The sequence below is a fragment of the Aquibium sp. ELW1220 genome (genome assembly GCF_030398385.1).
Taxonomy (GTDB): Bacteria; Pseudomonadota; Alphaproteobacteria; order Rhizobiales; family Rhizobiaceae; genus Aquibium.
The window spans coordinates 75616-90436 of sequence record NZ_JAOAOQ010000008.1 but is presented as its reverse complement, the minus strand read 5'-3'; the positions used below and the strand labels follow the sequence as shown (position 1 = coordinate 90436).

Sequence of the window (14821 nt, the reverse complement as noted above, 5' to 3'; positions counted from 1 at the left end):
CTTCGGGCACTCTAGTGCAATGCCGGGAGGGCGCAACATTTCGACCGACACAGAGGCTGTGCGCCGTTTCGCCTCGCGTTGTGCGCGGGATCGCGTGCGGCAGGCCGGCGACGGCTGTAGAATCTCCCCGGAAAACCGCGCGTGTTGCGGTTGACAGGCATCGAGCCAGTCGCCATAAGGCCCCTCGCGGAACGGCCGGGTCCGGCAACGGAAACGGCATTTTCGAGACTGCCTCGCTGCACGGCTCCGGATGGCGACTGGAGGGGTGTCCGAGTGGTTAAAGGAGACGGACTGTAAATCCGTTGGCTCAGCCTACGCTGGTTCGAATCCAGCCCCCTCCACCACCGCCGACACGGAAGCCTGCTGCAGGGCGCCGCCGCATCCAGGATGCGGCCGGCGGGGCAGGGCGCTGCGGCGCAGCCTGAGCGGACGCTTCCGGCGGCACAGGCTCCTCTCCCGCGACGATCTCCATCAAGACGATGCATGGCCCGGCGGTCTGCGGGGCTGCGGGAGCGGACCGAAACCGTTTGACCCGCATCAAGGCCGGGGCATCTCCGACCACCTAGTGTCGGCGCATCGAAGAGAGGATGCGCCATGTTCAGTTCCCTCAGGCCGGCCGCCATCGCTGCCGGTCTCCTGCTCGTCCCGGCCTGCGCGCTCGCGCAGGCGGACAATCCCGCCTGGCTCGATCAGCTCGAGGAGCAGATCGCGGCCGAGGAGCAGTGCGAGGTCGGATTCTACATCTTCGTCAACGAGGAAAAACTCGGCGGCCGAACGGTGCACGAGGCTCGGCTGCAGTGCGTCGACGGACGGCAGTTCGATGCCTCGCGCTCGGAGCAGGACCCGAAGTTCACCATCAGCGAATGCGGCACCCGCGTCTGCTGACGCCGGTTGCCGGGAAACGAAGGAGAAACGCCATGCACGTCCTGATCATCTTCGGCACCGTCGAAGGCCACACGCGCAAGATCGCCCGCACCCTGTCCTCGACCGTGCAGAGCCTCGGCCATCAGGCGACGGTCTTCGACGCGGGCGACCTCGGCGACGTCGATCTCGACATCGCCGACGCCGTCATCGTCTGCGCGCCGGTGCATATGGGCGCCTATCCGACGGCGATTTCGCATTGGCTGAAGATCAAGGCAGAACGGCTTGCGGGCCTGCCGGGCGCCTTCGTGTCGGTGTCGCTGGCGGCCGCGTCGCCGTTTCCCGAGGAGCACGCCGAAATCCAGAAGATCACGGCCGCTCTGTTCGAGCAGACCGGCTGGAAGCCCCTGATGGTGCATCAGGCGGCCGGAGCGTTGAAATATCCGCAGTACGACTTCCTGAAGCGGCTCCTGATGAAGCACATCGCCTATCGCGAAGGCGGCCCGACGGACGTGACGACGGATCACGAGTTCACCAACTGGAATGCGCTCGCCGCCTTCGCCGAAGGGTTCGTCGAGACCTGCGGGACCACGACGGCGACGACGGCCGCATAGCGCTTCCCTTACAGCGGATGACGGAACCGCCGTGGTTGCCGGTCATTTCATCCGCTAAGACTGCCTGCAGTGGAAGCACAGCAGGCAGGCCATCATGAAAGACATCGCCATCGTCGCGGCAGGGGGAGCCATCGGCGCAGCGCTGCGGCACCTGACAGGCCTCCTGATGCTGCGCCTTGCCGGTGCCGCGTTTCCCTGGGGCACGCTGACGGTCAACATCCTCGGCTCCTTCGCCATGGGGCTGTTCATCGAACTGCTGGCGCGGCGTTTCGGCGCTTCGAACGAGCTGCGCCTGCTGGTCGCCACGGGCGTGCTCGGCGGCTTCACCACCTTCTCGTCCTTTTCGCTCGACGTTGCCATTCTGTGGGAACGCGGCATGGCGCCAGCCGCGTTCGCCTACGTGCTCGCCAGCGTCATCGGCTCGGTCTGCGCACTGTCTGCGGGGCTGTGGCTGGTTCGCGTGATGGGCTGACGCCCTGATGCACCCAGCCATGCTGTATCCGGCCAGGCGCGGCCGGACCAGAATGTCAAAAGCTAAGACGGCGCTGGAACCAGTTTGCGCCGATGCAGTTTTTCCGGCACTGAACGGCAAGGGAACCGCCTTCTATCGGGCGCAAGACATTCTCGATGCGGAGCGACACCCCTACTAATGCTTCCGTCGTCGTGCCAAGACTGGCAACGGTGCCGGGCGAGACGTCCTCGCAGGACCGCGCCGACCCGCGCCCGACGGCACTTCCTTTCCTCAGCATGAAGGACATGATGACCGGCTGGAGCCGACAGACCCTTGCCCGCCAGTTTCTCATGCTGGGTGGGCTCGTCTCCGTGATCGCCATGCTGATGGTCGGTGCCGTCGTGTCGAGCCTTATCGAGAACGTGGTGACGCGCAACGCCGCTGCCACGACCGCGCTCTATGTCGACAGCGTGATCGCGCCCCTCCTGCCCGACATGCAGCAGACCAAAAACCTCGAGGAACAGGACAGGCGCGCCCTCGACGAGACGCTGTCGCAGGGCGCGCTGGCGAGCCGGCTGATCTCGTTTCGTCTCTCGGCATCGGACGGAACCATCCTCTATGCCGAAGATGGCGATCTGATCGGGCAGGCCGCCGAACGGGGCGAGATGACCGCACAGGCACTGCGCGGCCGCGTCGCCGCCGACTTCGCCAGCTTCGGCGACACCCCCGGTCCCATCCTGAGGATCTACAGTCCTGTTCTCCAGCCGTGGAGCGGCGAGGTGGTGGGCGTCATGCAGTTCGACGAGACGGCGCCGGACCTCGAGCGTGACCTTTGGCGTGCCCGGGTGTTCAGCTGGCTCTCGGTCGCAGGGGCGACGATCGGCCTGTTCGTCGCCCTTTCCCTCGTCGTGCTGCGCGGGAGCCGCACGATCGATCGGCAGCGGATAGACCTGGGGATGCGGGTGCGGGACCTCTCGGTCCTGCTGGCGCAGAACCAGGAACTCCACCAGCGCGTCCAGGGTGCCTCGCGGCGTGCCACCGCCCTGAACGAGAGCTATCTGCGCCGTGTGGGCGCTGACATCCACGACGGGCCGGCGCAGCTCATCGCGCTTGCGGCGCTGCGGCTGGACAGCCGGGCCATGACCGGTGCGGGAAAGGCCGAGGATCGACTTCGCGAAGCACAGGCGGTGAAGACCCATCTGGACGACGCGATGAAGGAGATCCGCTCGATTTGCACGGGCCTGGTCCTGCCGCATATCGAGGCTGCGGCCGCCGACGAGATCGTCCGGCAGGTGGCGCGGACGCATGAGAAGCGCACCGGGACGGCCGTCCGTCTCAGCCTTGCCGAAATTGCCGAAGCGATCAGCACGCCCGAGAAAATCTGCATCTACCGTTTCGTCCAGGAGGCGCTGACCAACAGCTTTCGCCATGCCGGCGGCGAGGGGCAGGTCGTCGCGCTGCGGACCGAGGATTGTGCGCTGGTCATCGAGGTGTCGGACGAGGGGCCCGGTTTCGACGCCGCGGCCACCCGGCCGGGGAGCCTCGGCCTTGCCGGCCTGCGCGATCGGATCGAGAGCATCGGCGGAACCTTCGAGGTGGAGACTTCGCCCCGCGGAACGCTGCTGCGCTTGGTCCTGTCGATGGATGGGAGGACGAAGGAATGAGCCAGAAGATCAGGATCGCGGTGGTGGACGATCATCCCCTCTACCGCGAGGGCGTCATGCGCAGCCTTCGCGAGGTCGAGGGGCTGGAGGTGGTCGGCGAAGGTGCGAGCGGTGCGGACGCCGTGCGGCTCGTCGCCGAAACCGCTCCCGACATCCTGCTGATGGACATTTCCATGCCCGGCGGTGGCCTCGATGTCATCCCTGCCGTCTTCGCCGCCCGATCGAAACAGAAGATCGTCCTCCTGACCGTTTCCGAATCGGGCGACGACGTCACGCGGGCGATGCGATCGGGTGCGTCCGGCTATGTGCTGAAGGGCATCGGCGCGAAGGAACTGGCGGACGTCCTGACGTCCGTCGCTACCGGCGAGCGCTACGTGACGCCGACGCTGTCGGCGCGCCTGCTCACGCGCAGGGACGCGGAGCCGGACCGGCCGAGCGCCGCCGGCCTCATGGACCAGTTGACCCCCAGGGAGCGCGAGGTCGTATGCCTGGTGGCATCCGGACTGAGCAACAAGCGCATCGCCATCCGGCTCGACCTGCACGAGAAGACGGTGAAGCACCACATGACCCGGGTGCTCGCGAAGCTGAACGTGACGAACCGGACCGAGGCGGCGGTGCTGGTTCACCGCGCCGGATGCGACCTTGCCGTGGAGGGGTCCTAGCGACCGGCCATCGACCGGAGCCGCTGCCAGTCCTGCGGGGTCGCCTTCCTGTCGATGATCGTGCGGCCACGGGAATCCTTCATGACGTAGCGGCCGGGTTCGATCATTTCGCGCTTGCCGTCGCGGTACAGAACCGTGATCGAGCGGCCGCGGTCCTCGACCGTCGCGCCGGCCGGGACACCCGATCGCGCGAGGCCGGGCGCCGTGCCGGCGCGGCCGGGGGCCTCGTCCGAACGGCCGCCAGCATTGCCCTGGCCGCCGGCATTTCCGTTGCCGCCCCCGTTTCCGTTTCCCCCACCGTTGCCTCCGCCGTTTCCCCCACCGTTGCCTCCGCCGCCGCCGCCGCCGCCGCCGTTGCCACCCCCACCGCCGCCGCCGCCACCTCCGCCACCACCATTGCCGCCGCCGTTCCCTTGCGCCGATGCGGGTGTGGAGGTGGCGAGATGCAGCATTGCCGGCGAAGCGGCCGCAGTGCAGGCCAGGAAGCGCATGAATGTCCGACGGGTGATCATGATCGAACCTTGCTGACGGATGCGAACCGACCGTGATGCGCCGGCCTGCCCCTGCGACTTCAGCTTAGCATTGCGCCCAGTATCAGGAACCCCAGACAGAGGGTTAAAACGGGCAGCAGCAGCCACCGTGCCTGATAAACGCTCTTGTCCATGTCGATCTCCTTGCGCCGAATGAGGCGGGAATGAGATGCGGGGCCGCGCGTTCCGGGTCGCGCTGCGATCGGGACCAATGCGCGGGCAATGCAGGACCAAAGGCCGAGGACCGGAAAAGCGAAGGTCCCGTCCGAACCGGGACCTGCGGCCCAGCCCGGAACATCATTGCCGATCCAATGTTCATCCTGCGCTTCCCGGCCGCACTTCGCTGAGGAGGCAGTGCAGGAAAGAAAATCATGCCGGTACGAGGTAAAATTATTATGGTTTTTGCTTCGGTGAGCGGCATGACGTTCTTCCGGATGAGGAGAAGAGAAATCCGATCCGCGTTTCAATTTGACCACAGGGAGAATACCATGAAGACGATGCTCACCAGAACCCTGGCGCTGATGCTGCTGGCCGGCACGGCGACCTTCGCAACCCAGGCGGGCGCAGAGGACGGCACGACGCTGAAGCCGACTGCGGGCGCCAAGGCCGGCGCACAGATCGAAGGCGGCGCCGACGTCCTCCGTCCTTCCGCGGCGACGTCCGCCTCGGACAATGCTCCCGGCCAGCAGAAGAAGGCGGGCGACGTCGATACGGCCGCCGAGGCCGCGCCGGGCCAGTTGCGAAAGGCCGGCGAGGTCGACAGCGCGTCGGAGGCGGCACCCGGGCAGATGAAGAAGGGCGCATCGGAGGAGACGACGGCGAACGGGACGTCCGCCTCGGACAATGCTCCCGGCCAGCAAAAGAAGGCGGGCGACGTCGATACGGCCGCCGAGGCGGCCCCGGGCCAGTTGCAGAAGGCCGGCGAGGTCGACAGCGCGTCGGAGGCGGCGCCCGGGCAGATGAAGAAGGGCGTCTCGGACGAAACGACGGCGAGCATCGACCTTTCGGCCGAGCAGCGCACCGAGGTCCGCGAGATCATCGTGGAGTCGAACGTGCAGCCCGTGAACGTCGATTTCCAGGTGTCGATCGGCGCCGTCGTGCCGACGACGGTGACGCTCCACCCGCTGCCGCCGCGGATCGTCGAGATCGTGCCGGCCTACGAGAGCTACCGGTACTTCGTGCTGGCGAACGGCCAGATCATCATCGTCGAGCCGGCGACGCTCGAGGTGGTCTACGTCATCCGCGCCTGACGCGGGGCCGGCGCGCGCCGTCCGCTTCCATTCCCCGCGATCGGAGATCCGGTCCCACGCATCTATCAACGGAGTTCAAACCATGAAGACGTTCCTGTTTCCGATGGGCGCGCTAGCCCTTGCCGCGCCGCTTGCCTTCGCCACCCCGGCGTTCGCCCAGTTTTCCGCCGTCGCCACGACGGATCTCAACATCCGCAGCGGTCCGGGACCTCAGTATGAGGTGGTCGGTTCCATCGGGGCGTCGCAGTCGGCGACCGTCAACGGCTGTCTTGAGGGCAGCAGATGGTGCGAGGTCAGCCACAATGGCGTGACCGGCTGGTCCTATTCGGAATATCTCGCCGGTGACTTCGGCGGCGAGCGCGTCGTGATCTCCTCGGCACCGGCGACGGTGGAGGTGCCCGTCGTGGATTACGAGCAGACCGCGAGCACCAATGCAGCGGTGGGTGCGGCCGGCGGCGCCATTACCGGCGCGCTGATCGGCGGCCCGGTCGGTGCCGCGATCGGCGGCGTTGCCGGCGCGGCGGCGGGTGCCGTCGTCACGCCGCCCGACGCGGTCCGCACCTATGTCGTCGAGAACCGCACGGATCCGGTCTATCTCGATGGAGAGGTGGTGGTCGGCGCCGGCCTGCCGGACACCGTCGAACTGCGCGAGGTGCCCGACTACGAGTACCGCTACCGCCACGTGAACGGCCAGCCGGTTCTGGTCGACCCCGCGACGCGCCGGATCGTCTACGTCTATCGCTGATCCGCAAGGCGACCAGGAGGCCGCGTCCTTGCGGTCTCCGGGTCTCCGGGACAATGAAGGGCAAGGCCCGAATCTTCCCGCAGAGGCGGGCAGATGCGGGCCTTGCCCCATTCGCTTTTTGCATTCCGCCGCCGGCTGCACTATTGCCATGGCCAACGGACGGCAGCGCCGCTCCTTTCACCATCGAGGCAGCCGCGGGCAATCATGACGGGTATCCAGCAGATCAGCGTCGAGCCGGGCGAGGCGGGCATGCGCCTCGACCGCTGGTTCAAGACGCATTTTCCGGGCCTCGGCTTCGGGCATCTCCAGAAGCTCCTTCGCTCGGGCCAGATCCGCATCGACGGCGGCCGGGCCAAGTCGGACACGCGGGTCGAGCCGGGACAGGTGATCCGCATCCCGCCCATCGGCATCGATCGCAAGGGCGAGGCGCCGCTGACCGGCAAGACCATCCGCGGCCAGGACGACGCGGCGGTGCTGGCCAAGATGCTCATCCACGAGGACGACAAGGTCTTCGTCTTCAACAAGCCGTCGGGGCTGGCCGTGCAGGGCGGCTCGGGCGTGACGCGGCATGTCGACGACATGCTGGAGGCCTGGCGCAACAAGAAGGGCGAGAAGCCGCGCCTCGTCCATCGGCTTGACCGCGACACGTCGGGCGTGCTCGTCGTCGCCCGTTCGCGGCTGGCCGCCATGAAGCTCGCCGAGGCGTTTCGCGGCCGCGACGCCAAGAAGACCTACTGGGCGCTGGTCAAGGGCGTGCCGTCCAAGCGCGAGGACAAGATCTCGACCTGGCTGGTCAAGGAGCAGACGCCCGACGGCGACAAGATGCGCGTCGCCAGGCATGGCGAGCCCGACGCCGACCACGCCGTGACCTATTTCCGCGTGGTCGAGCAGGCCGCGCAGACGCTGTCGTGGCTGGAGATGGAACCCTATACCGGCCGGACGCACCAGCTGCGCGTCCACGCGGCCCACATCGGCAACCCGATCATCGGCGATCCGAAATACTTCGAGGCGGACACCAACTGGGACTTCCCGGGCGGGCTGCAGAACCGGCTGCATCTTCATGCGCGCCGCATCGTCATCCCGCATCCCGACCGGGGCGTGATCGACGTCACCGCGCCGCTGCCGCCGCACATGCGCCAGAGCTGGAACCTGCTCGGCTTCGACGAGGCGAGTGCCGGCGAGGACCAGGGGTGAGCGTGGCGACCGAGACGTTCGAGCGGCGGGCGGCGGTCGACGGCGCGGCCGTCGGGCTGATGCTCTTCCTCACCTTCGCCTGGGGGCTGAACGGCGTCGCGGCGAAGCTTTCCAACCAGGGCTTCGACCCCGTCTTCGTGACCATCGTGCGGTCGGCGATCGGGGCGGCCTGCGTCTTTGCCTGGTGCGGGTGGCGCGGCATTTCCCTGTTCGACAGGGACGGCACGCTGGCAGGCGGGCTGGCGGCCGGCGCGCTGTTCGGCATCGAGTTCGCGCTGATCTTCACCGGTCTCGACTACACCACGGTCGCGCGCGGCGCGCTGATGGTCAACACCATGCCGTTCTGGGTGCTGATCGGCGCGCATTTCCTGCTCGGCGAACGGATGTCGCTGGCCAAGGTCGGCGGCACGCTGCTCGCCTTCTGCGGTGTGGCGCTGGTGTTTTCCGACAAGCTCAGCCTGCCCGGACCCGAGGCGATCATCGGCGACCTGATGAGCCTTGCCGCCGGCATGGCCTGGGCGGCGACGATCATCGTCATCAAGACCACGCGCCTGTCGACCGCCCGCGCCGAGAAGACGCTGCTCTACCAGCTGGCCGTCGCGCCGCTGGTGACGCTGCCGCTGCTGCTGTTCACCGGTCCGGTGCTGCGCGACGTCGGGCTGGTGCCGATCGTCTCCATCCTGTTCCAGGGCATCTTCATCGTCGCCTTCACCTATCTGCTCTGGTTCTGGCTGATGCGGCGCTATCCGGCCGCGGGCCTGTCCTCCTTCGCCTTCCTGACGCCCGCCTTCGGCGTGCTGGCGGGCGGCATCCTGCTGGACGAACCGCTGAGCCTGCGCATCTTCCTGGCGCTCGGGCTGATCGGTGTCGGCATCGTCATCGTCAATCGCCCGGTGCGGAAGGTCGCGCCGGGTTGAACGGCGGCCAGGCCGGACTACCTTTGGCTTCTCATCCCGACGACGGCGGCAAGACGACGATGCGCGACATTCTCAACGACCTCGAAGGCAGCTTCCTGTCGGATCCCGATCCGGTCAGGCGGGCGCAGATCCAGATGCGCCAGCCGCTGCCGAAGCGCTTCTACAAGGCGGTTGCCGTCGCGCCGGTCGACGGCGGCTTCGCCGTGCATCTCGACGGCCGGCCGGTCCGCACGCCGGGCAAGGGGCCGATGGCACTGCGGACCGAGGCGGCTGCCCGCCTGATCGCCGAGGAATTCGAGGCGCAGGAGGCCGAGATCAACCCGGTGCGGATGCCGGTGACGCGCCTCGTCAATACCGTCATCGACGGTGTCGCGCTCGACCCGGATGCGGTGGCCGAGGACGTGCTGCGCTACGCGTCGACGGACCTTCTCTGCTACCGCGCCGACAGTCCGGCGCGGCTGGTGGAACTGCAGGCGCAGGCCTGGGACCCGATCCTCGACTGGGCGCGCAACCGGCTGGGCGCGCGGCTGTACCTTGCCGAGGGCGTGATGCATGTCGAGCAACCGCGCGAGGCGATCGCCGCGCTCGGCGTGCATCTGCGGCTCGATCCCGACCCGCTCCGGCTGGGCTGCCTGCACGTCATGACCACGCTGACCGGATCGGCGCTGCTGGCGCTGGCCGTCGACGCCGGCGAGATCGACGCGGAAACGGCCTGGACGCTCGCCCATGTCGACGAGGACTGGACCATCTCGCAATGGGGCGAGGATGCCGAAGCCGCCGTCGCCCGGGCCAACCGGCTGCGCGACATGCGGGCGGCCGACGCGCTGCTGAGGGCCGCGCGCGGCTGAGCCCGGCTCGCAGCCGAGCTTCAGTCGGAGCCGTCAGCCGCGATCGGGAGGCGTCATGCCTGACGGCGGCAGGGGCGCCCAGGGCGCCGACGCCAGGAGGTCGATGCCGGAGCTGGCGGGCACGAGGTGCACCACCTTGTAGCCGCGCGCCTTCAGGTCGGCGAGAAGCAGCGGCAGCATGGTCGCCGTGCGGGCGTGCAGGTCGTGGAACAGGATGACGCCGGAGCCGCGCTTCTCCACCGAGGCGACCGCGCGGGCGCGCAAGACATCCGAACCTGTGGCGAAATAGTCCCGCGAATCGATGTCGACGTCGATCACCACGATGCCCTGGCCCGCCAGGCTGCTTCGCAGCGCCTTCGTGTCGGCGAGGTAGGGAAAGCGGAAGAAGGGCGCAGGTCTGTAACCGCCCGGGCGCAGGGCTGCGGCGACGCTTTCGCGTCCCGCCCGGATCTGCGCCTCCGCCACCGCAGGCCCGACGGAGCGCAGGTTCCTGTGGTTCTGCGTGTGGGTGCCGATCGTATGGCCGGCGGCGGCGACCTTGCGGGCGGTGGCCGGATAGGCGTCCGCCATCTGCCCGACCATCAGGAAGGTCGCCTTGACGCCGAACCGGTCGAGCGCCTTCAGGATCGCGTCGGTCTTGCCCGGCACCGGACCGTCGTCGAAGGTGAGCACGACTTCCTTCGGTCCGAGGCGGATGTCGGCCGGGCTCGCCACGCGGATCGTTCGTCCGGCGAGGCCGCTGGGGATGGCCGGCTGATCGGGTCGCAGCATCGCAACCTGCGGGCCAGGCTCCGACCTCTGCCGTTCGCCCGGCGCGAAGGCGAGGGTGGTGCCGTCGGCCTGAGAAACCTGCCTCGGCGAATTGGCGCAGCCGGCGAGCGCGAGTGCGATGAAAGCAAGGGACAGGAGACGCATGAAGCCACCGGATGCAACCAGAACTGCGCCAGATGTGACCCGCTTTGGTTAACGCTGCCCTAAAGGCAACGGTTCATTCACCATGCCGAAGCGGCGGATCGGCATTCCGCGTTGGACTTACGGCGCCCGCAGGCCCACATGTCGAATGGGTGCAACAAGGGGAGAGCCATGCTTCGGACGCATAAAGTGGCGATCGAGACGATCTACGTGCCGACCGCGCGAAAGAAGACGCTGCACCCGGAGACGGTGCGCGTGCTCGCCGAGGACATATTGGAGAACGGCATGAAGGTGCCGATCCAGGTGCGCAAGGACGGCGACCGGCACGTGCTGATCGAGGGGCTGCACCGGCTCGAGGCCGCCAAGTGGCTGGGAGAGCAGGAGATCGACGCCTATCTGGTGCAGGCACGCAAGCACTGAGCCGGCGGGCGCGGGCGGCAGTGCGCGACGATCTTGTCACGGACACAAGAAAAGAGCTGCGCAGGATGCCAAACAGGTCAATATTACTGACATAAAAAGTCTGCCCTGGAAACCCCCGTGATGTCACTCGATCTCTTCGCCGCGCTCGTCGGCTTCGCATTCGTGTCGTCGGTGACGCCGGGTCCCAACAACATGATGCTCTTGGCTTCGGGCGTGAATTTCGGCTTTCGCCGCACGGTGCCGCACATGCTGGGCATCGGTTTCGGCTTTGCCTCGCTGCTGCTCGGCGTCGGTTTCGGCCTCGGCGCCCTTCTCGCGGCCTTCCCGGCGCTCCATCTCGCGCTGAAGATCGCGGGCGGCGCCTATCTGCTTTACCTGGCCTGGCGCATCGCGACGTCGCGGACGCTGGCGGAGGCCGGCAGCGCGTCGCGGCCCATGTCCTTCTCGGAGGCCGCCGCCTTCCAGTGGGTCAACCCGAAGGCATGGGTGATGGCGGTGACTGCGATGGCGATCTACACCACCCCGGAGGCGCCCGTGCTTTCGGTGCTGCTCGTGGCGGCCGCCTTCGCGCTGGTCAACCTGCCGAGCGTCTCGGTCTGGGCCGGCTTCGGCACGGCGCTGCGCGGCTGGCTCTCGGACCCCGTGCGGCTGCGGTGGTTCAACGTCGCGATGGGCCTGCTGCTTGTCGCGACGCTTTGGCCGATGCTGGCCTGAAGACCGTTCCAGACCTCGCATGCTGGCGATGCGGTGCCTGCCTGTGCTAGGCTTGCGGCAGGAGGCCGTGGCGTGCTCGAACGGATTTCATTGCCCCGCATCGTCGGAGCCGCTGTCGCGTTGCTCGCCGTGCTGCTCGCGGTCGGCTGGGCGATGCGCGAGGATCCGGCGACCAAGCCCTATCTCAAGATCCTCGGCGGCGGCTTCATGTTCAACTACCGCGTCGCGGAGGTCTACTACGGCTTCACCGCGATGGTCGACCGCCCCTTGCCGACCGGCTCGATCATCGAGGCGGCGTTCGAGGATCCGGCTGGCGGGCAGAGGCACGTGGTGCGCACGCGCGTCGGCACGGATACCAGCCGGTACGCGCTGCGCTCGCCGCCGGTGCGCGGCGTGGAGGCTGACCGGCCATACCACGTCGACATCCGCGTTCTGGACCGTGCCGACAAGCAGCTCCTGTGGACGCACAACCTCGTGTTCAAGAGCCGCATCAGCGACGCGGTGGTGCCGGAGCGCCCGCTCACCGTCGGACCGGGCTACGCGCGAAACCCGTCGAGCGGCGGCTGACTGGAAGCTGTGGGACCTTTCATGACCGGACATCACCGACCCGACGATCACCAACATGACCATGGTCATCACCACGATGATCATCACCGCGATCACGACAATCATCTCGATCCGATGGCGGCGCGGGTGCGCGCCCTGGAGACGATCCTGACGCAAAAGGGCCTGATCGACCCGGCCGCCATCGATGCGATCGTGGAGACCTACGAGACGAAGGTGGGACCGCGCAACGGCGCCCGCGTGGTCGCGAAGGCCTGGAGCGATGCGTCCTTCGCTGACTGGCTGCGAACTGACGCGACGGCCGCCATCGCCTCCCTCGGCTATACCGGCCGCCAGGGCGAGCACATGGAAGCGGTGTTCAACACGCCCGACACCCACAACCTCGTCGTCTGCACGCTGTGCTCCTGCTACCCGTGGTCGGTGCTGGGCCTGCCGCCGGTCTGGTACAAGGCGCCGGCCTATCGCAGCCGCGCGGTCATCGACCCGCGCGGCGTGCTGGCCGAGTTCGGCGTGACGCTTCCCGCCGACACGCGGGTGCGCGTCTGGGATTCCACCGCCGAACTGCGTTATCTCGTCGTGCCCGAGCGGCCGGCCGGCACGGAGGACCTCGACGAGGAACGGCTGGCGGACCTGGTGACGCGCGATTCGATGATCGGGACCGGCCTTGCCCGGTCGCCGGAGGCGGCATGAACGGGCCGCAGGATCTCGGCGGGCAGATGGGTTTCGGGCCGGTCGCGCCGGAGACGGACGAGCCGCTGTTCCATGCCGGCTGGGAACGCCGCGCGCTCGGCGTGACGCTGGCCGCTGGCGCCATGGGTGCCTGGACGATCGACGAGAGCCGGCATGCGCGCGAGAGCCTCCACCCGGCCGACTACTATGCTTCGACCTACTACGAGATCTGGACGAAGGCGCTGGAGCGGCTGCTGGTGCGGCATGGCTTCGTGGACGAGGACGAACTGGCGCAGGGCAGGGCGCTGAGGCCGGGTGCTACGCCGAAGCGCGTTCTGAAGGCCGCCGACGTTGCGGCCGTGCTCGCCCGCGGCGGTCCCTGCGACCGTGCGGTCGAGGGGCCGCCCCGCTTCGCGCCCGGGGACAGGGTGCGGACGCGCAACATCCACCTATCCGGCCATACGCGGCTGCCGCGCTACGTGCGGGGCCATGTCGGCACGGTCGAAGCGGTGCGCGGCGGCTTCGTGTTTCCCGACAGCAACGCCCATGGCGGCGGCGAGAACCCGCAGCCGGTCTACACGGTGGTATTCGCCGGCCGCGACCTCTGGGGCGAGGATGCCGATCCGACACTGACCGTCAGCGTCGATGCCTGGGAGAGCTATCTTGAGCCTGCGTGAGATGCCGGACGCCGGGGCCGTTGCCGCCGGGCCCGTCCCTGCCGAGCCGGTCTTCGCCGAACCCTGGCAGGCGCAGGCCTTCGCCATGGTGGTGGCGCTGCAAGAGGCCGGCCTGTTTGCCTGGGACGAATGGGCCGAAACCCTGTCGCGCGAACTGCACCGGGCCGAGGCCGACCCGCACGGCCACGACTACTATGAGCACTGGGTTGCGGCGCTGGGCGCGCTGCTGGCGGCCAAGGGCATCGCGGGCGACGCCGAGGTCGATGCGCTGCAGGCGGCCTGGGAGCGCGCCGCGCACGCGACGCCGCACGGCACGCCGATCGTGCTGGAGAACGATCCGGAAATGGCGACGCGGAACGGTTGAAGCGGCACATTCAGCGGCGCGCTTCGTTCTTCTTGTGTTCTTTTGTTGCTGATGATAAGCAGAAGATCGTAACTGACGGAGAGGGACGATGGCATTTCATGTGCGCGACCCAAAGGCCGATGCTTTGGTCCGCGAGGTTGCCAGGCAACGTGGACTTGGCATTACGGAGACCATCCGTGAGGTTTTCGAAGAAGTTCTGATGCATAAGCCTGGAGCCGGGTCGATGAGTCCGGAAGAACTGCGAGACCGGCTGCAACCATTGATCGACAGGGTCCAGTCTATGCCGAAGACCGGTGTCGCACTCGACAAGGCCTTCTATGATGAACTGTGGGGGCAGGGGGACGACTGATGTATGTCGACGCGTCGGCCATGGTGGCGATCATAACCGGCGAGGATGACGCAGAAGCACTGGTCACACGCCTTGCCGCTGCCGATGAGCGCATTTCGTCCGTTGTTTCGGCGTTCGAGGCATTCCTGGCAATGGGAACCAAGCTTGCGGATCGGCCGGCCGCTGCGGTCGTCGTTCGAGAATTCCTCGATCTCGCGGGAATCGGTATCGCCACCATCGGAGAGGATCTTTTTGACGGGCTGGCCGATGCGCACACCCGGTTCGGCAAGGGTTCCGGCCACCCCGCCCAGCTCAATATGGGCGATTGCTTTTCCTACGCCGTCGCCAAGGCGAAAGGTATGTCGCTTCTCTACAAGGGTAACGACTTCAGTCGCACCGACCTCGCTTGACATTCGGTCCTTGCCCTTGACGCCCGA

20 protein-coding genes and 1 tRNA gene are annotated in these 14821 nt (G+C 67.6%); 19 read left to right on the top strand and 2 right to left on the bottom strand.

All coding sequences use genetic code 11. The features are described 5' to 3' along the window. Positions 1–259 precede the first annotated feature (259 nt). The 6 genes from N1F91_RS10115 to N1F91_RS10090 all read left to right on the top strand — a co-directional run bounded on the left by N1F91_RS10115 (position 260) and on the right by N1F91_RS10090 (position 4252). Positions 260–344 (top strand) — tRNA-Tyr (locus N1F91_RS10115). 250 nt (positions 345–594) lie between these two features. Further along, positions 595–885 carry a hypothetical protein gene (locus N1F91_RS10110; RefSeq protein ID WP_289991844.1) on the top strand — a complete coding sequence of 97 codons (291 nt, stop codon included), beginning with the start codon at positions 595–597 and terminating at the stop codon, positions 883–885. A 32-nt stretch (positions 886–917) separates the two neighbouring features. Next, positions 918–1475, top strand: a complete 558-nt coding sequence (locus N1F91_RS10105) for a flavodoxin domain-containing protein (protein ID WP_289991842.1) — start codon at positions 918–920, stop codon at positions 1473–1475. A gap of 94 nt (positions 1476–1569) precedes the next feature. Continuing rightward, on the top strand, positions 1570–1947 hold the full coding sequence (gene crcB, locus N1F91_RS10100; RefSeq protein WP_289991840.1) for a fluoride efflux transporter CrcB: 378 nt from the start codon (positions 1570–1572) through the stop codon (positions 1945–1947). A 275-nt stretch (positions 1948–2222) separates the two neighbouring features. Further along, positions 2223–3590 carry a sensor histidine kinase gene (locus tag N1F91_RS10095; RefSeq protein WP_289991965.1) on the top strand — a complete coding sequence of 456 codons (1368 nt, stop codon included), beginning with the start codon at positions 2223–2225 and terminating at the stop codon, positions 3588–3590. Then, on the top strand, positions 3587–4252 hold the full coding sequence (locus N1F91_RS10090; protein ID WP_289991839.1) for a response regulator transcription factor: 666 nt from the start codon (positions 3587–3589) through the stop codon (positions 4250–4252). Before N1F91_RS10095 ends, N1F91_RS10090 begins: the two co-directional genes overlap by 4 nt. Here N1F91_RS10090 and N1F91_RS10085 read toward each other — a convergent pair. Further along, positions 4249–4743, bottom strand: coding sequence for a hypothetical protein (locus N1F91_RS10085; RefSeq protein ID WP_289991837.1), 495 nt, complete (start codon positions 4741–4743; stop codon positions 4249–4251). The two genes, N1F91_RS10090 and N1F91_RS10085, sit on opposite strands and share 4 nt — an antisense overlap. Positions 4744–5270: 527 nt before the next feature. On the opposite strand from N1F91_RS10085, the gene N1F91_RS10080 reads away from it, so the two are divergent. The 5 genes from N1F91_RS10080 (at position 5271) to N1F91_RS10060 (ending at position 9736) form a co-directional block, all read left to right on the top strand. Further along, positions 5271–6032 carry a DUF1236 domain-containing protein gene (locus N1F91_RS10080; RefSeq protein WP_289991836.1) on the top strand — a complete coding sequence of 254 codons (762 nt, stop codon included), beginning with the start codon at positions 5271–5273 and terminating at the stop codon, positions 6030–6032. An 82-nt stretch (positions 6033–6114) separates the two neighbouring features. After that, positions 6115–6777, top strand: a complete 663-nt coding sequence (locus N1F91_RS10075; protein WP_289991835.1) for a DUF1236 domain-containing protein — start codon at positions 6115–6117, stop codon at positions 6775–6777. A 204-nt stretch (positions 6778–6981) separates the two neighbouring features. After that, positions 6982–7971: an RluA family pseudouridine synthase gene (locus tag N1F91_RS10070; protein ID WP_289991834.1), complete on the top strand. Its 990-nt coding sequence runs from the start codon at positions 6982–6984 to the stop codon at positions 7969–7971. Beyond that, complete coding sequence (locus N1F91_RS10065) at positions 7968–8888, top strand: DMT family transporter (RefSeq protein WP_289991833.1); 921 nt, start codon at positions 7968–7970, stop codon at positions 8886–8888. The genes N1F91_RS10070 and N1F91_RS10065 overlap by 4 nt, the downstream gene beginning before the upstream one ends. Positions 8889–8947: 59 nt before the next feature. Next, positions 8948–9736 (top strand): ATP12 family protein, encoded by a 789-nt coding sequence (locus N1F91_RS10060; protein WP_289991963.1) that lies wholly within the window; start codon positions 8948–8950, stop codon positions 9734–9736. A gap of 33 nt (positions 9737–9769) precedes the next feature. On the opposite strand, the gene N1F91_RS10055 is transcribed toward N1F91_RS10060, so the two are convergent. Next, positions 9770–10651, bottom strand: a complete 882-nt coding sequence (locus tag N1F91_RS10055; protein WP_289991832.1) for a polysaccharide deacetylase family protein — start codon at positions 10649–10651, stop codon at positions 9770–9772. A 168-nt stretch (positions 10652–10819) separates the two neighbouring features. Here N1F91_RS10055 and N1F91_RS10050 point away from each other — a divergent pair, with 168 nt between their 5' ends. The 8 genes from N1F91_RS10050 to N1F91_RS10015 all read left to right on the top strand — a co-directional run bounded on the left by N1F91_RS10050 (position 10820) and on the right by N1F91_RS10015 (position 14794). Next, complete coding sequence (locus N1F91_RS10050) at positions 10820–11068, top strand: ParB N-terminal domain-containing protein (RefSeq protein ID WP_289991831.1); 249 nt, start codon at positions 10820–10822, stop codon at positions 11066–11068. A gap of 120 nt (positions 11069–11188) precedes the next feature. Continuing rightward, complete coding sequence (locus tag N1F91_RS10045) at positions 11189–11782, top strand: LysE family translocator (protein WP_289991829.1); 594 nt, start codon at positions 11189–11191, stop codon at positions 11780–11782. Between the two features lie 72 nt (positions 11783–11854). Then, a complete protein-coding gene (locus tag N1F91_RS10040; RefSeq protein WP_289991827.1) occupies positions 11855–12349 on the top strand; it encodes a hypothetical protein in 495 nt (164 codons plus the stop codon). Positions 12350–12370: 21 nt separating this feature from the next. Beyond that, positions 12371–13036 (top strand): nitrile hydratase subunit alpha, encoded by a 666-nt coding sequence (gene nthA, locus N1F91_RS10035; protein ID WP_289991825.1) that lies wholly within the window; start codon positions 12371–12373, stop codon positions 13034–13036. Then, positions 13033–13692: a nitrile hydratase subunit beta gene (gene nthB / locus N1F91_RS10030; RefSeq protein WP_289991824.1), complete on the top strand. Its 660-nt coding sequence runs from the start codon at positions 13033–13035 to the stop codon at positions 13690–13692. The genes nthA and nthB overlap by 4 nt, the downstream gene beginning before the upstream one ends. A gap of 1 nt (position 13693) precedes the next feature. Next, positions 13694–14056 carry a nitrile hydratase accessory protein gene (locus N1F91_RS10025; protein ID WP_289991961.1) on the top strand — a complete coding sequence of 121 codons (363 nt, stop codon included), beginning with the start codon at positions 13694–13696 and terminating at the stop codon, positions 14054–14056. 88 nt (positions 14057–14144) lie between these two features. Then, positions 14145–14405: a type II toxin-antitoxin system VapB family antitoxin gene (locus N1F91_RS10020; RefSeq protein WP_289991823.1), complete on the top strand. Its 261-nt coding sequence runs from the start codon at positions 14145–14147 to the stop codon at positions 14403–14405. Next, the gene (locus tag N1F91_RS10015; protein WP_289991822.1) at positions 14405–14794 is read left to right on the top strand and encodes a type II toxin-antitoxin system VapC family toxin; all 390 of its coding nucleotides are present in this window, start codon (positions 14405–14407) and stop codon (positions 14792–14794) included. Before N1F91_RS10020 ends, N1F91_RS10015 begins: the two co-directional genes overlap by 1 nt. Positions 14795–14821: the final 27 nt, after the last annotated feature.

Excerpts from the sequence above, each read along its gene's own strand:
- N1F91_RS10090 (WP_289991839.1), top strand. The coding sequence starts at position 3,587 with ATGAGCCAGAAGATCAGGATCGCGGTGGTGGACGATCATCCCCTCTAC.
- N1F91_RS10050 (WP_289991831.1), top strand. The coding sequence starts at position 10,820 with ATGCTTCGGACGCATAAAGTGGCGATCGAGACGATCTACGTGCCGACC.
- N1F91_RS10020 (WP_289991823.1), top strand. The coding sequence starts at position 14,145 with ATGGCATTTCATGTGCGCGACCCAAAGGCCGATGCTTTGGTCCGCGAG.
- N1F91_RS10055 (WP_289991832.1), bottom strand. The coding sequence starts at position 10,651 with ATGCGTCTCCTGTCCCTTGCTTTCATCGCACTCGCGCTCGCCGGCTGC.
- N1F91_RS10045 (WP_289991829.1), top strand. The coding sequence starts at position 11,189 with ATGTCACTCGATCTCTTCGCCGCGCTCGTCGGCTTCGCATTCGTGTCG.
- N1F91_RS10060 (WP_289991963.1), top strand. The coding sequence starts at position 8,948 with ATGCGCGACATTCTCAACGACCTCGAAGGCAGCTTCCTGTCGGATCCC.
- N1F91_RS10080 (WP_289991836.1), top strand. The coding sequence starts at position 5,271 with ATGAAGACGATGCTCACCAGAACCCTGGCGCTGATGCTGCTGGCCGGC.
- N1F91_RS10025 (WP_289991961.1), top strand. The coding sequence starts at position 13,694 with ATGCCGGACGCCGGGGCCGTTGCCGCCGGGCCCGTCCCTGCCGAGCCG.
- N1F91_RS10105 (WP_289991842.1), top strand. The coding sequence starts at position 918 with ATGCACGTCCTGATCATCTTCGGCACCGTCGAAGGCCACACGCGCAAG.
- N1F91_RS10070 (WP_289991834.1), top strand. The coding sequence starts at position 6,982 with ATGACGGGTATCCAGCAGATCAGCGTCGAGCCGGGCGAGGCGGGCATG.
- N1F91_RS10110 (WP_289991844.1), top strand. The coding sequence starts at position 595 with ATGTTCAGTTCCCTCAGGCCGGCCGCCATCGCTGCCGGTCTCCTGCTC.
- N1F91_RS10095 (WP_289991965.1), top strand. The coding sequence starts at position 2,223 with ATGAAGGACATGATGACCGGCTGGAGCCGACAGACCCTTGCCCGCCAG.
- nthB (WP_289991824.1), top strand. The coding sequence starts at position 13,033 with ATGAACGGGCCGCAGGATCTCGGCGGGCAGATGGGTTTCGGGCCGGTC.
- N1F91_RS10085 (WP_289991837.1), bottom strand. The coding sequence starts at position 4,743 with ATGCGCTTCCTGGCCTGCACTGCGGCCGCTTCGCCGGCAATGCTGCAT.
- N1F91_RS10075 (WP_289991835.1), top strand. The coding sequence starts at position 6,115 with ATGAAGACGTTCCTGTTTCCGATGGGCGCGCTAGCCCTTGCCGCGCCG.
- N1F91_RS10015 (WP_289991822.1), top strand. The coding sequence starts at position 14,405 with ATGTATGTCGACGCGTCGGCCATGGTGGCGATCATAACCGGCGAGGAT.
- nthA (WP_289991825.1), top strand. The coding sequence starts at position 12,371 with ATGACCGGACATCACCGACCCGACGATCACCAACATGACCATGGTCAT.
- crcB (WP_289991840.1), top strand. The coding sequence starts at position 1,570 with ATGAAAGACATCGCCATCGTCGCGGCAGGGGGAGCCATCGGCGCAGCG.